The following is a 14,699-nucleotide window of genomic DNA, read 5'->3' on the forward strand; positions in this document are numbered from 1 at the left end:
CAACCCGACCTCGGTGACGCGACCGAGGCGGTCGTCGGCTAGCGGTCAGGTGACGATGACGCGGACCGTGTCGTAGCCCGTCGCGCCGTCCGGGATGACGTCGGCGACCGCGCCGGTCTGCGGGCCCTGCGGGTCGGACGCGCGGACGAACAGCTCGTGCGAGCCGGGCTCCGCGTCCCACGTCCACGACCACTGCCGCCACGAGTCGATGCCGCCGTCGTCGGCCAGCGTCGCGTCGTTCCAGTCGCCGTCGTCGACCCGGACCTGCACGCCGGTGATGCCGCGGTGCTGCGCCCAGGCGGTACCGGCCACGACCACCGACCCGGCGGGGACGGAGTTCCCCTGCGTCGGCACCTCGATGCGCGATTGCGTCTTGACCGGCCCCTCCGCTGACCAGCCACGATCCGTCCAGTACGCCGTCGCGTCCGCGAACCGGGTGACTCGCAGCTCGGTGACCCACTTCGTCGCGGATACGTACCCGTACAGCCCCGGCACGACCATGCGCACCGGGAACCCGTGCTCGACGGGCAGCGGCTCGCCGTCCATGGCGATGGCCAGCAGCGCGTCGCGACCGTCGGTCAGGGCGGCGAGGGGAGTCGACGCCGTGAACCCGTCGATGCTCCGGGACAGCACCATGTCGGCGTCGGCGGTGGGCCGCGCCCGCGCGAGCAGGTCCGCGATGGGCATGCCCAGCCAGAGCTGGTTGCCGATGAGGTCGCCGCCGACCGGGTTGGACACGCACGCGAGCGTCACCCACGCCTCCACCAGGTCGCTGTCCAGCAGCTCGTCCCAGGTGAGCGTGACCTCCTCCTCGACCATGCCGTGCACCCGCAGGCTCCAGGTCTGGGGGTCGACCTGCGGCACCACGAGGGCGGTGTCGATCCGGTAGAACTCGTCCGCGGGCGTCTGCCAGGGCTCGACACCGTCCACCCCGATGTCGACCCCGGCGGGGACGGGTGCGGCGGTGGTCGCCGGGCGGGGGATCTGGATCGCCGATCGTGCCGACTGTGCTCCGCGCGCCCCGGCGCCGATGACCCGGCCGATCACCACGCCGACCACACCGAGCGCACCGGCCGCGGCGGTGGCCTGCAGGAACGTGCGCCGCTCGACCCCTTCAGGCCGGGGCCGCTGTGGCGCTCCGGGAAGGCGACGGACCAGCTCGCGGAGAGTCAGGAGGCCCGCGATCGCGCCGACCACGGCCGGCGCCGCGGCGAGCGTGCCTGCGTCCGGTCGACCCATCGCCGCCAGCCCCGCGACGGCACCGAGCACGACGACGAGGGTGGCGCCCCACGCCCAGCGCCGTGCGGCGAGCACCCCGGCCAGCGCGGCGAGCGCGAGCACGACAACCACCTCGCCGATCGCGAGGACCACCTTGTCCGCCGTGCCGAACGTCGAGGCGGCGAAGTCCTTGAGCCACGCGGGGGTCGCGTCGACGAACGCGGCCCCGACGGCGACGAGCGGGTCGGTGCTCGGCCCGGTGAGCAGCGCGACGAGCGACCCGACGCCGAGCGTCACCGCACCCGCAGCGAGTCCGGCGAGGGCGGCGAGCCCGGTGTCCCGACGTCCAGCCATCTGCTGCGTGCCTCCTTGGTGAACGGTCACCGCTGACTCTGCCCGGCCGGGCCCAGGATGTCGTCACCCACCCCAACGTCCGACCCTCCGACGCCCATACCGCGCACGTCACGATCACCAGCGTCCGCACATCCGGTCGCCCGGACAACCGAACCTGCGGACGTTGCTGTCCTGCGGGCGACCGAACGTGCGGAGGTGACGGGGTGATGGTCAGAGGGCGGGGCTGGTCAGCGTCGCCGGGACGTGGGCGGCGTGGCCCTGGTCGCGCAGGGCGGCGCGGATCCGCTCGGCTGCGTCGTCCAGCTCCGCCGCGGGGACGTCCGTGCGGGCGTTGCGGAACGACAGGCTCGCCTCGCCCCAGGCGGGCAGGACGTGCAGGTGCAGGTGGTCGACCTCGAAGCCGGCGACGAGCAGTGCGGCGCGCGGCGCGGACCAGGCCTGCTGCTGCGCCTGCCCGATCGTCTTCGCCACCAGCATCAGGTGCGCCAGCACGTCGTTGGGCGCCTCGGTGAGCTGCACGATCTCGTCGCGGGGGACCACGAGCATGTGGCCCTCGGTGATCGGGGCGATGGTGCCGATGACGACGGCGATGTCGTCGGCCCACACGAAACGGGCGGGGATGTCCCCGGCGATGATCTGGGTGAACAGGGTGCTCATGACGCCACGCTAGTCAGGCGCGCTCGCGGGCGAGCCGCTGGAGGGCGAGCACCGTGTTCCAGTTGCGGGCCGTCCCGGACCGGCCGGTCGCCTTCTCAAGCACGGGGAGGGTGATCTTGGAGCGACCGATGCCGTCCGGGAAGTACGCGTAGGTCTCGTGGCCGGCGAACGCGACGGACTCGCGGCCGAAGGGCGTCGGGTCGAAGTCGGTGGATCCGGGCGCTCCGTCCCAGCAGTACAGGACCAGGTGCGACGGGTCCGAGGACGCCTCGTCGGGAAACGGCAGCCGCTTCACGATGGCGTCCCACTGCGCCAGGGAACGGGTGATCACGGGCACGTCGAAGCCGAGCTCCGCGACGAGCGCCTCGGTCAGTCCCGGTCCCACGGCGCAGGCGGCCCCGGACGGGACCAGCACGATGTTCCCGCTGTTCACGTAGGTGGTGACCTGGGTGTGTCCGAGGCTCTCGGCGACCTGGCGGAGCTGTGCCGACTTCACGGTGCGACCGCCGACGTTGACGGCGCGCAGGAGGGCGATGACCGGGCTCATGGCCCCACTCTCACACCAGGCACCGACGCCGTGTGCGGGAAAGGTTCCCCCCAGGTAACCGAGCGGCGCCCTCGGTGGAAACAACCGGTTCCTACCGTGGGACGTGCCCCACCCCCCAGCCCGACGGAGCACCCCATGAACCAGCACCTCGTCGTCGTCGGCGGCGGCATGGTCGCCCAGCGGCTGGTCGAGGCATTGCGCGACCGCGACACCGCCGGCACCTGGCGCATCACCGTCCTGGCGGAGGAGCCGCGCCGCCCGTACGACCGCGTCGCCCTCACCAGCTACTTCTCCGGTCGCGACGCCGACGACCTGGCCCTCGGCGACCCGGAGCTGTGGTCCGACCCGCTGGTCACCCTGGTCCGCGACGACGCCGTGACCCACATCGACCGCGACGCCAAGACGGTGACCACCGCGCACGGCCGCACCGAGGCCTACGACCACCTCGTCCTGGCGACGGGCTCGTCGGCCTGGGTCCCGCCCATCGAGGGCAAGGACCTGCCGGGCGTGTTCGTCTACCGGACGGTCGACGACGTCGCGGAGCTGCGCGGCTACGTCGAGAAGCTCTCCGAGGACCGCGTGGTCAAGGGCGCCGTGCTCGGTGGCGGTCTGCTCGGGCTGGAGGCGGCCGGTGCGCTGCAGGCGCTCGGTGCCCGCACGACCGTCCTGCAGGTGGGCACGCACCTGATGTCGACGCAGGTGGACCTCGGCGGGGGCGAGGCGCTGCGGCGGCTCATCAACAACCTCGGCGTCGGTGTGCGGCTCAACGCGATGACCACGCGGATCCGCCCGCACCGGCGCGGTGGTGTGGGTCGTCTGGACCTGGCGGACGGAGGTCGGGTCGACGCGGACGTCGTCGTGATCGCTGCGGGGGTCCGGCCGCGCGACGAGCTGGGCCGCGCGTCGGGCCTCGAGATCGGCGAGCGCGGCGGGATCGTCGTCGACGACACCTGCCTGACCAGCGACCTCGACATCTCGGCCGTCGGCGAGGTGGCCTGCATCCAGGGCGCCACGATCGGGCTCGTCGCCCCCGGGTACGCGATGGCGGAGATCACCGCCGACCGGCTGCTGGGCGGCACGTCGGAGTTCCCGGGTGCGGACACGGCGACCAAGCTCAAGCTCTCGGGCGTCGACGTCGCCAGCTTCGGCGACGCGTTCGGCGAGACGCCGGGCTCCCTCGAGATCGTCTGGGCCGACCCGGTCGGCGGCGTCTACAAGAAGCTCGTCATGTCCGACGACGCGCGCACCCTGCTCGGTGGCGTCCTCGTCGGCGACGCCAGCGCGTACGCCAGCCTGCGCCCCATGCTCGGCCGCGAGCTGCCGGGCGACCCGGCCGCGTTCCTGCTGCCCGAGGGTGGCGGAGGAGCCCCGGAGCTGGAGCTTCCCGACGACGCCGCCGTCTGCTCGTGCAACAACGTCTCGGCCGGCACGATCCGCGGTGCGGTCACCGAGCACGGGTGCACCGACCTGGGTGCGGTCAAGGCGTGCACCAAGGCGGGTACCAGTTGCGGCTCGTGCCTCCCGCTGGTCAAGAAGCTGGTCACCACCGAGCTGGCGGCGCAGGGCATCGAGGTCAGCACCGCGCTGTGCGAGCACTTCGCCCTGTCCCGCGCGCAGCTCTACGACGCCGTCCGCGTCAGCGGGGTCTCGTCGTTCACGCAGGTCATCGAGCGGTTCGGCACCCGCGCCGAGGGGCGTGGCTGCGACATCTGCCGTCCGACGGTCGCGTCGATCCTGGCGACGACGTCCCCGGCGCACGTCCTCGAGGGCGAGCGGGCCACGCTGCAGGACACCAACGACCACGTGATGGCCAACCTGCAGAAGGACGGCTCGTACTCGGTGGTCCCGCGCATCGCCGGCGGCGAGGTGACGCCCGAGGGGCTCATCGCGATCGGTGAGGTGGCCAAGGACTTCGGGCTGTACACCAAGATCACCGGCGGCCAGCGGATCGACATGTTCGGCGCCCGCATCGACCAGCTGCCGCTCATCTGGCAGCGCCTGGTCGACGCCGGGTTCGAGTCCGGCCACGCGTACGGCAAGTCGCTGCGGACCGTGAAGTCCTGCGTGGGCTCCACCTGGTGCCGGTTCGGGGTGCAGGACTCGGTGGCGCTCGCGGTGATGCTCGAGCTGCGGTACCGCGGTCTGCGGTCGCCGCACAAGATCAAGCTGGGTGTCTCGGGCTGCGCGCGGGAGTGCGCGGAGGCCCGCGGCAAGGACGTCGGCGTCATCGCGACCGACAAGGGCTGGAACGTGTACGTCGGCGGCAACGGCGGCTTCACGCCGCGGCACGCGCAGCTGCTGGCGGAGGACCTCGACACCGAGACCCTCATCCGCACGATCGACCGGTTCCTCCTGTACTACGTGCGCACGGCGGACCGTCTGCAGCGCACGGCACCGTGGATCGAGGACGTCGAGGGCGGTCTCGACGGTGTCCGTGCGGTCGTCATGGAGGACTCGCTGGGCATCGCGGCCGACCTCGACGAGCAGATGGCGCAGCACGTCGTCGAGTACGAGGACGAGTGGCGCGCCACGCTGGAGGACCCGGAGAAGCTCCGCCGGTTCGCGTCGTTCGTCAACGCGCCCGACACTCCGGACCCGTCGCTCGCGTACGTGCCGGAGCGTGGTCAGTCGCGTCCGGCCACGGCCGACGAGCGCGACGACGCCCGCCCGACGCCCCACCACGAACCCGTTCTCGTTGCCGGAGCCCGACTGGAGGTGCGCTCATGACCGCGCTGGAGACTCTCGTATGGACCACGGTCTGCCGGCTCGACGACCTCGCGGTCGAGCGTGGCGCTGCCGCCCTGCTCGGGGCGGATCAGGTCGCACTCTTCCGGCTCGTCGACGGGCGCGTGCTGGCGGTCCAGCAGCACGACCCGTTTAGCGACGCGTACGTGATCTCGCGGGGGATCGTCGGCTCCCGGTCCGTCGACGGCGTCGAGGTACCGACGGTCGCCTCCCCGATGTACAAGCAGGTGTTCGACCTGACCACCGGCCGCTGTCTCGACGTCGCCGGCAAGACGCCGGCCCAGGATCTGGCCTCTGACCTGCGCACCTGGCCGGTCCGGGTCGTGGACGGGCTCGTGGAGGTGGGCTCGTGACCACGATGCTCGGGCTCCAGCTGACCGGCCGCCGCGTGCTCGTCGTCGGTGGCGGACCGGTGGCCGCGCGCCGGGTGCAGTCGTTGCTCGCCGACGCCGCCCAGGTGGTCGTCGTCGCACCGCAGCTGTGCGAGGTGCTCCTCGACCTGCACCGCTGGGGCCTGATCGAGTGGCGTGTCCGCGAGGTGGAGGAGTCCGACCTCGACGGCGCCTGGCTGGTGCACACCGCCACGGGCGACCGCTCGACCGACGCTGCTGTGCTCGCCTGGGCCACCGAGCGGCAGACGTTCTGCGTCGACGCCGGCTCCGGCGCGGACGGCTCCGCCCGCACGCCCGCGACCACCCAGCAGGGCGACGTCCTGGTGGGCGTGGTCTCGACGGGCACGGCGGATCCGCGCCGGACGATCGCCGTCCGCGACGCGTTCGCGTCCCAGCTGCGCGAGGGGCGCGTCGACCTGCGGCACCGCCGCGCCCACCCGGGCCGCGTCGTGCTCGTCGGCGGGGGACCGGGCGACGTCGGGCTGCTCACGCTGGCCGGCCGACGCGCGCTCGCCGAGGCGGACGTCGTGGTCACCGACCGCCTCGGACCGGTCGCCGTGCTCGACGAGCTGGCGCCGGGCGTCGAGATCATCGACGTCGGCAAGACCCCCGGCCACCACCCGGTGCCGCAGCACGAGATCGGCCGGATCCTCGTGGAGCAGGCTCAGCGGGGCCGCGTCGTCGTCCGGCTCAAGGGTGGGGACCCGTTCGTGTACGGCCGAGGCGGCGAGGAGGTCCTCGCCTGCCGGGAGGCCGACGTGCCCGTCGAGGTCATCCCCGGGGTGAGCAGCGCGTTCGCCGCGCCCGCCGCCGCCGGCATCCCGCTGACGCACCGCGGCACGGTCGGTGCCGTGCACGTGATGAACGGGCACGACGGCTGGTCGTCGGCGGCCCTCACGGGTCTACGCGACGGGTCCTGCACGGTCGTCGTCCTCATGGGCGTGAGCGCGCTGGCGACGCTGGCCACGCAGGCGCTCGACGCCGGCGCGGATCCTGCCACGCCGGTCGCCCTGGTCGAAGAGGGCACCCTGCCCGGTCAGCGCGTGACGCGGGCGCGCCTGGACGACGTGGTCGACGTCGCTGCGGCCGCCGGTGTGCGGGCCCCCGCCGTCATCGTCCTGGGTGCCGTGGCCGCGGCCGGTCTGCTCGAGCCCGAGGGTGACGCCGCTCACACGGCGGCCTCATCGGACGAATCGGTCCCCGGGGCCGTCACAATGGCCACGTGAGCGAACCTATCGACCAGACCCTCGCGGGCCTCGTTGTGCTCATCACCGCCGACCGTCGGTCGGCGGAGCTCGCTGCAGCCCTGGGTCGACGCGGTGCCACCGTGCGGCACGCCCCGGCGCTGAGCATGGTGCCCCACATCGACGACGCGCGGCTGCTCGAGGGCACGCGGTCCCTGCTGGCCCACCCGCCGGACACCGTGGTGGTGACCACGGGCATCGGGTTCCGCGGCTGGATCGAGGCGGCGGACGCGGCGGGGCTCGACGAGCCGCTCGTGCAGATGCTCAAGGGAACCCGGATCGTCGCGCGCGGACCCAAGGCGCGCGGTGCGATCCAGGCCGCTGGGCTCACGGCCGACTGGGTGGCGGAGTCCGAGACCAGCGCCGAGATCGCCGAGGTCCTCCTGGACGAAGGGGTCGCCGGCCGCGACATCGCCGTCCAGCACCACGGCGCCGGCGCGGACGGCCTCGACGAGGCGTTCGCCGCCGCCGGTGCGCGGGTCCGCAGCCTGGTCGTGTACCGCTGGGGTCCGCCGCCGGACGCGTCCGTCGTGACCGCCTCGGTCCGTGGCGTCGCCGCCGGCGAGATCGACGCGGTCGTCTTCACGTCCGCACCCGGGGCCCACGCCTGGCTCGAGGCGGCCGACGAGGCGGGCGTCGTCGACGACATCGTGACCCTCGCGCAGCGCGGCAGCGTCGTGATGGCGGCCGTCGGACCGATCACCGCCAAGCCCCTGCAGGACCGTGGCATCGAGCCGCTGGTGCCCGAACGCGGTCGGCTGGGCGCACTGGTCCGCACGCTGGTCGGCCACTACGGCGGGCTCCAGGCGCTGCAGACCGTCGCAGGCCCGCTCCAGGTGCACCGCGGGACCGCGGTGCTCGACGGTCACGTGCTCGCACTCACCCCGACGGGGCTGGAGGTCCTCCGGCTGCTGGCCGCCGCGGGCGGGTCCGTGGTGCCGCGGGACCAGGTGCTGGCCGCGCTGCCGGGTGACTCGCGTGACCCGCACGCCGCCGAGGTGGCCATCGCCCGGCTCCGCGAGGCGACCGGAAGTCGCCAGCTCATCCGCACCGTGGTCAAGCGGGGATACCGTCTGCAGCTGGAGGAGGTCTGATGACGAACGCCCTGCACGCCCGTGGCCCGGTTCCCGACGGCCCGCGCCACGACCTCGACGCCCCGGTGCTCGTCGGGTGCTCCCACGGCACCGACGACCCCGGCGGGCGCGCGGCCGTCCGCTCGATCCTCACCGGCGTCGCGGCGTACCGGCGCGAGCTCGACGTGCGCGAGGCGTTCGTGGACGTCCAGGAGCCCGAGGTCGCCGCTGTCGTCTCGGGAGCGCTCGACGATGGCGCGTCGGGCGCGGTGGTCGTGCCGCTGCTGCTGTCCGTCGGCTTCCACGTGAAGGTCGACATCGCCGCGGCGGTCGACCAGCCCGGTGCCACGGCCGCCGCACCCCTCGGCCCGGACCCGCGGCTGGTCGACATCCTCGTGGACCGTCTCGAGGCCGCGGGCCTCGCCCCCGACGACTCCGTGGTGCTCGCCGCGGCCGGGTCCACCGACCCCGCGGCCGCGCTCGCGGTGGAGTCGGTCGCGGCAGGCCTGGCGGACAGGATCGCGCAGCCGGTGACCATCGGCTACGGCGCCGGAGCCGAACCGCGCGTGCCGGCCGCGATCGCCACCGCACGCGCCGACGCGCCGCCCGGGGGCCGCGTCGTCGTGGCGTCGTACCTGCTCGCACCGGGGTACTTCTACGACCGCGTGCTGGAGGCGGGGGCCGACGTCGTCGCCGCTCCGCTCGCACCGGACGAGCGCTTGGTGCACATCGTGCTCGACCGGTACGACGCCGTCACGTGACCTGAAGCGCGGGTTGCCCCGAAGGGTGTCGTTCACCGGGTTTCGACGGACGACCCGTTCGCGTCGGCTCGTCGGAGACCGTCGCTCCTCGAGCTCAGCGGAAGTGCGCACGGGGTGGCCCTCCTGGCGTCCACCGGGCGCTCGTCCAGAACGCGATCGACCAGGCCCTCGCGGCAGGCTTCGCCTCCTGACCGGCCGACGGCGTGCGACCCGGGCGGGTCGCACGCCGTCGGCGTCCGCGCCTACACGAACCTGCGCCCCGCGAACGTCGCCAGGCCGATCCCGCCGGCGAACAGGACGATCGCCAGGATGAGGCGCCCGACCGAGCTGGCACCGGTGCCGTCGACGCCCGCGATCTCGATCGAGTACGCCGTGGACCCCGCCGCACCGTCCGGTGCGCCGTAGGCCATGCCCTCGGTCTGCGCACGCTCGGCGCCCGCGCTGAGCACCGCGTACTTCACCCCGAAGTCCTCCGCGGTGCTCCGCCCGCTGACGACCACCTGCGAGGTGCCCTCGTCGGACAGGCGCTGGGTGCCGTCCACGATCTGCGGTGCACCCTCGGCCGCGGAGGTGAGCCCGTCCGAGAGCTGCGTGGACCCGCCCGCCGCCGTGGAGAGTCCGTCGGAGAGCTGCCGCGAACCGGCAGCCGCCGCGGCGATCCCTGCGGACAGGTCACCCGCTCCGTCGTTCAGCTGGCTGGCGCCGTCGCCGAGCCGGGCCAGTCCCGACGCGAGCGTGTCGCCACCGGCACTGAGCTGGTCGGTGCCCGCCTGCAACGAGTGGATCCCACCGCGCAGCGTGCCGTCGGCCTTGGTGTCGTCGTCATCGCCGACCGCGGCGCGCACCTTGGTCGTCACCCCCGTGAGCAGCTCGGCGACACCGGCGTCCACCATCGCCAGACCCTGCACCATGCCGAGCGCGGACGTGTCGCACGTGGCCAGCGAGGCCGAGTCGAGACCGCACTCGACCTTCCCCAGGAGGCCGGCTGCTCCGGCGAGGCCCGTCGAGAGAGCCTTGGCGCCGCCCGCGATCGTCTCCGGGCTGTCGGTGTTGGTGAGCATGGGCATCGCACCCGACAGCTGGGCCAGGAGCGCGTCGTACTGCTGCAGGTACGCGTCGCCCATCGGGACCGGGCGAAGCTCCTTCTGGAGAACACCGAGGCCACCGGCGAGCTGCGTGCCGAGGGTGACGGACCCGTTCTGGATCTTCGTCGCCGACCCCGAGGCCCCGGCGATGCCCAGGCGGATCTGGTCGACGCCCGCGGTCAGGGTCGCCGCCGCTGTCCTCAAGGTCGTGATGCCCTCCTGGAGCCTCACGACCTTGGGGTCGGCCCCGATGGTGCCGATCTCGCCGTACAGCCGTGCCAGACCTCCGTCGACGAGGGCCAGGCCGGAGTCGACCTGGACGAGTCCGTCGAGGAGCTGGGGAGCCTTGGCGCGAGCCTCCGCCAGGCCGGCGTCGAGCTGCCGTGCACCGGCGGCGAGCCGGGCGGCTCCGGGTGCCGCCTCGCCGGTCAGTCCGTCCGCGAGCTCGTCGGCTCCGGGCGCAGCGGACTCGTTGAGGCCGGTCGACAGCGTCGCGGCACCGTCGCGGAGCTGGAGCAGACCGGCGAGCAGCTGGGCCGAGCCGTCGTGCAGCCGCAGCACGCTGTCGTCGAGCAGGAGCCCGGCTCCGGTCAGGTCCACGCCCTTCTGCGCGCCGGCCTGGTAGCTGGCGGCACCGCCCTTGAACGAGGGGTACTCGAGCGGCGAGACGGGCATGGACGTGAGGGTGGCCTTGGGGATGACCGCACGGCTGACCGTCGCGGTGTAGCCGAACTCGGCGGTCGCGGAGCCGATGGGCGGGAACAGGGTCATCTGGAACTGCATGCGGGTGCCGCCCCGTCCGTCGCCGGCGATGCCCGCCTCGTCGGACTGCACGTCGGTGAACGTGGACGGCAGGACGGTGACCAGCTGGCCGATCATCGGGATGACGGTCTCGGCGGAGGCGGTGGCCATCGTGCCCGAACCGTCGTCGTAGGTGACGTCCTGGGTCCTGCCGGTCACGTTGGTGACCTTGTAGTGCACCCCGAGGGTGCCGGTCTTGCCGACGACCGCGCCGGGCTGCACAGGCTCGCCATCGAACGTGTAGGTGACCTCGACGGTGAGCGGGAGGTCCTTGTCGTAGGTGCTCAGGGTGCGTTCGCGGCGCTCGCCGTCGACGGCCAGCGTGCTGACCAGCAGGCCGTCGACCACCCGGTAGCCGCCGAAGCCGTCGAGGTTGCGCAGCCCCTCGGTGGAGACGGGGTTCTCGATGGTGGCGGTGCCGTGGCCGGTCAGGGCGAGCTGCTCGTACACGCGGGCACCCTGGAACGCGCCGGTGGCGGACAGGCGCGCCTGCACGGTCTCGGTGTTGGTGACGGCCACGTCGCCCGAGTCGGCGGCGAGCGCGGGGGACGCCGCGGTGCCGACCAGCAGGGGGAGGAGGAGGGCGGCGGCGGTCGCGGTGGTGGTCGTGCGGCGCACGTCAGGCCTCCTGCGGGTCGACGGGACGGGTGGCGGACATGCCCCGGCGTGGGGCGCTGGGGGCCTCCACGGCGAGCGCGGTGTACGGGCGTGCGGAGGCGTGGTTGCCTGCGCCCTCGTACTCGCCGACGGGCGGGTCGACTGGTGCGAACAAGGGCGACTCGGCGCCGGTCTCAGCGGCGCGCTCCTGCTCGCGCTCCTGCACGACGACGACGCCGAGCAACGACGTCGCGAAGAACCCGGCGCCGGCGGCGAGCAGGATGGAGGTCGCGGTGGTGGCCGACGAGGTGACGAACGACGCCGGGTCGGCGGCGTAGGTCGCCTCGTACGCGCCGGCCATCGCGGCGGCACCGAGCAGCGCGGACCACAGCGGGAGCCTGCCCCGGGTGAGGCCCGCGACCGCGAGGCAGGCCAGCACGACGACGAGCACGGCGAGGGCGCGGCCCGCGGCTGCGTCCGGCAGGACCGCAGCGCGCAGGGCATACCCGAGCCAGGCGGCGAGGAAGCCGACCGCGAAGCCTGCGGCGCGTTGCGCGGGGGAGCGGTCGGGCACGAGGCCCAGCGCACCGCCGAGCGCGGCACCGAGCAGGGCGACCCCTTGCAGCTCGGGTCCGGAGAACAGGACGATCGCCGTCGTCAGGAGCGCGAGGACGACCCCCGCCAAGATGTGACGCTTCATGACCACCTCGTCGTGGTGACTGGTCCGGACGGAGTGACCGCCCAGGCAGTGCTGCTGGTGAATGGCACGCCCGAGGGGCCGCTGACCTGCAGCGTCGCCATTGACGACGCAGGTCAGCAGACCTCTCGGGCGGGACCAGCGCACTGTCTACCAGCGCACAAAGCATCTGAGCCACGGGGTACTAGGTAAATCGCCACCGGTAGCAGATACATCGTTATGCCGTCGTGACCTGCGTCACGCGCATGGCCGTCAGAGGTAGCGGAGCGGGTCGAACTCCTCGAGCGGGATGATCCGCAGGCGAGGCAGCTGCACGTTGAACGCGGCGACGTCGCTCTCGAGGTCGAACGTCTCCAGACCCTTCGCGACGAGGGCCGACAGCTGGGTGCTCGTGAACTCACGGAACGCCAGGAGGCCGACGCGGCGCTCCTCGTCGTCGACGAGCGTCTCCAGCTCGGGCGCGAAGTCACCGTCGTGGCTGGCCAGGAGCACGTCGCCCCCACGGCCGGCGATGGCGTCGAGCGTCCGCTTGATGCCGATGTCGACGACCTTCTCGTACGACTCGCCCGACAGCGGGATCGGCTGGAAGCCGATGGCCAGGAGCGCCTGCACGAAGGACATCGGCAGCGAGCCGCTGGAGGCGTTCAGGAAGAAGAGCGCCTTGACCGGCTGGTTCCACGTCTGCTGCGCGAAGGTCAGCACGCGTTCCCAGCGGGGTCGCTGCTCGGGGGTGGGACGGCCGCCGAGGATCGACGAGCCGAGGGTCGCGTCGATGTTCTCGCCGTCGACCAGGAGGTACGTGGTGCGCGGTGCCGCCTCGCTCGTCATCGCGCCAGCGTATCCGCAGGTGGCGCCCCCCGGCCCGGGACCCGCGAGGGTCCCGGGCCGCGTCCGTCAGGCGACCGAGCAGGGCGTGCCGTTGAGGCTGAACGAGCTCGGGGCGGTGTTCGTCCCGGTGTGCGAGCCGTTGAAGCCGAACTGCTGACTGCCGCCCGCAGGGATCGAGCCGTTCCAGGCGGCGTTCTTCACCGTGACCGCCGAGCCGGACTGCGTGGCTTCCGAGCTCCACGCCTGGGTGATGCTCTGGCCCGACGGGAAGCTGAACGTCAGCGTCCAGCCGTTGACCGCGCTCGACGACGAGTTCTTCACCGTGACGTTCGCGGTGAACCCGGTGTTCCACTGGTTGACGACGTAGGACACCTGGCAACCGGCCGACGACGGAGGAGTGGTGACCGGCGGTGTGGTGACCGGGGGCGTGGTGACCGGGGGCGTGGTGACCGGAGGAGTCGTGACCGGGGGCGTGGTGACCGGCGGGGTCGTCGGCGTGATGCCACCGAAGGCCGACGCGATGGCGTCGTACGCCGGCTTCTTGGCGTAGTTCTCGTCCCATACGAGCGCGGCGCCCTGGCCCGGGAAGACGTTGGGCACCCACGAGTACTTGTCGGTGATCCCCCAGATGGTCACGCCCTGGCAGCGGCTGACCGCGAGGCAGACCTGGAAGACCTTCTTGTAGTCCGCCGCCTGGGTGGCCAGCCTGGTGGCGTCCGCCGGCAGCGGCATGCGGATGTCCAGCTCGGTGATCCGCACGTCGACGCCGAGGTCGGCGAACCGCTGGAGGTTCTGCTGCATGCTCGAGGGGACCTGCCCGATGATCAGGTGGGACTGGAACCCGACGCAGTCGATCGGCACGCCGCGGGACTTGAAGTCCTTGACCAGGTTGTAGATCGCGGTGCTCTTGGAATTGACCGCGTCGGTGTTGTAGTCGTTGATGCAGAGCTTGGCGTCCGGGTCCGCGGCACGGGCGGCGCGGAACGCCGTCTCGATGTAGCCGTCACCCAGCTTCTGCTGGAACGGGGAGTCCGTCCGGCGGGCGCCGCTGTCGGCGAACGCCTCGTTGACCACGTCCCACGACGAGACCTTGCCCTTGAAGTGCGTCGCGACGTTGGTGACGTGGTTCGTCATCGCCGACTCGAGGGCCGTCCCGGAGAGGGTGGTCACCCAGCCCGGCAGCTGCGAGTGCCACACGAGCGTGTGCCCGTAGAGCTCCTTGCCCGTGCTCGCCGCGTAGCTGGCCACCTGGTCGCCCGAGCCGTAGCTGAACGAGTTCTGCGTCCGCTCGGTGGCGTCCCACTTCATCGCGTTCTCCGCGACGACGAGGGTGAACTCGCTGTCGGCGACGGACGTGTAGGCCGACTCCGAGAGCCGGTTGGGGTCGAGCGCGAAACCGACGTCCTTGCCGGCCGCGGTCGCCAGGTCCTTCAGGGTCGACGCCGCCTGGGCCGGGATCGCGACGGCGGCGGCGCCGACGACGAACGTCGCGGCGAGCGCGACCGCGGTGGTGCGCAGTGCCGAGCGGCGGCGCGATGGTGCTGGGGGGCGTGTGACGGCCATGGTGGTTCCTCCTCGTTGAGCCAGGTGCCGGATCGCAGAGTGGTCGTCGGAGGCCGTCGGCCGCGAGGTGCCGAAACATTTCAGTCTCTGGCGCTCGACAGTTTCGATAGGCGGAACACCGTCGGTGGTCCGGCGGT

Annotated in this window: 12 protein-coding genes; 5 read left to right on the plus strand and 7 right to left on the minus strand. The window is 72.8% G+C overall.

Annotated features, from left to right (window positions below):
* Positions 1-45 precede the first annotated feature (45 nt).
* The 3 genes from ASG23_RS10330 to ASG23_RS10340 all read right to left on the minus strand — a co-directional run bounded on the left by ASG23_RS10330 (position 46) and on the right by ASG23_RS10340 (position 2,776).
* Positions 46-1,572 carry a molybdopterin-dependent oxidoreductase gene (locus ASG23_RS10330; RefSeq protein WP_056023983.1) on the minus strand — a complete coding sequence of 509 codons (1,527 nt, stop codon included), beginning with the start codon at positions 1,570-1,572 and terminating at the stop codon, positions 46-48.
* A 210-nt stretch (positions 1,573-1,782) separates the two neighbouring features.
* Entirely contained in the window at positions 1,783-2,229 is a 447-nt protein-coding gene (locus ASG23_RS10335; RefSeq protein WP_056023986.1) for an HIT family protein, read from the minus strand.
* Between the two features lie 13 nt (positions 2,230-2,242).
* Positions 2,243-2,776: a DUF1697 domain-containing protein gene (locus tag ASG23_RS10340; protein WP_056023989.1), complete on the minus strand. Its 534-nt coding sequence runs from the start codon at positions 2,774-2,776 to the stop codon at positions 2,243-2,245.
* 135 nt (positions 2,777-2,911) lie between these two features.
* Here ASG23_RS10340 and nirB point away from each other — a divergent pair, with 135 nt between their 5' ends.
* The 5 genes from nirB to ASG23_RS10365 are packed head-to-tail and all read left to right on the plus strand — an operon-like array spanning position 2,912 to position 8,991.
* Entirely contained in the window at positions 2,912-5,503 is a 2,592-nt protein-coding gene (gene nirB / locus ASG23_RS10345) for a nitrite reductase large subunit NirB (RefSeq protein ID WP_056023992.1), read from the plus strand.
* Positions 5,500-5,874, plus strand: coding sequence for a nitrite reductase small subunit NirD (gene nirD, locus ASG23_RS10350; RefSeq protein WP_056023995.1), 375 nt, complete (start codon positions 5,500-5,502; stop codon positions 5,872-5,874). The genes nirB and nirD overlap by 4 nt, the downstream gene beginning before the upstream one ends.
* Positions 5,871-7,139, plus strand: a complete 1,269-nt coding sequence (cobA, locus tag ASG23_RS10355) for a uroporphyrinogen-III C-methyltransferase (protein ID WP_056023998.1) — start codon at positions 5,871-5,873, stop codon at positions 7,137-7,139. The genes nirD and cobA overlap by 4 nt, the downstream gene beginning before the upstream one ends.
* Positions 7,136-8,251, plus strand: coding sequence for a uroporphyrinogen-III synthase (locus ASG23_RS10360; protein ID WP_056024002.1), 1,116 nt, complete (start codon positions 7,136-7,138; stop codon positions 8,249-8,251). Before cobA ends, ASG23_RS10360 begins: the two co-directional genes overlap by 4 nt.
* Complete coding sequence (locus ASG23_RS10365) at positions 8,251-8,991, plus strand: sirohydrochlorin chelatase (RefSeq protein WP_082516051.1); 741 nt, start codon at positions 8,251-8,253, stop codon at positions 8,989-8,991. Before ASG23_RS10360 ends, ASG23_RS10365 begins: the two co-directional genes overlap by 1 nt.
* A 242-nt stretch (positions 8,992-9,233) precedes the next feature.
* Here ASG23_RS10365 and ASG23_RS10370 read toward each other — a convergent pair whose 3' ends face one another.
* The 4 genes from ASG23_RS10370 to ASG23_RS10385 all read right to left on the minus strand — a co-directional run bounded on the left by ASG23_RS10370 (position 9,234) and on the right by ASG23_RS10385 (position 14,562).
* Positions 9,234-11,495 carry a hypothetical protein gene (locus ASG23_RS10370; protein WP_056024005.1) on the minus strand — a complete coding sequence of 754 codons (2,262 nt, stop codon included), beginning with the start codon at positions 11,493-11,495 and terminating at the stop codon, positions 9,234-9,236.
* A 1-nt stretch (position 11,496) separates the two neighbouring features.
* A complete protein-coding gene (locus tag ASG23_RS10375; RefSeq protein ID WP_056024008.1) occupies positions 11,497-12,174 on the minus strand; it encodes a hypothetical protein in 678 nt (225 codons plus the stop codon).
* Positions 12,175-12,423: 249 nt separating this feature from the next.
* Positions 12,424-12,999, minus strand: coding sequence for an NYN domain-containing protein (locus ASG23_RS10380; RefSeq protein WP_056024011.1), 576 nt, complete (start codon positions 12,997-12,999; stop codon positions 12,424-12,426).
* Between the two features lie 66 nt (positions 13,000-13,065).
* Positions 13,066-14,562, minus strand: coding sequence for an endo-1,4-beta-xylanase (locus ASG23_RS10385; RefSeq protein ID WP_056024014.1), 1,497 nt, complete (start codon positions 14,560-14,562; stop codon positions 13,066-13,068).
* Positions 14,563-14,699 lie beyond the last annotated feature (137 nt).

The organism is Cellulomonas sp. Leaf395 (genome assembly GCF_001424125.1).
Lineage (GTDB): Bacteria > Actinomycetota > Actinomycetes > Actinomycetales > Cellulomonadaceae > Cellulomonas.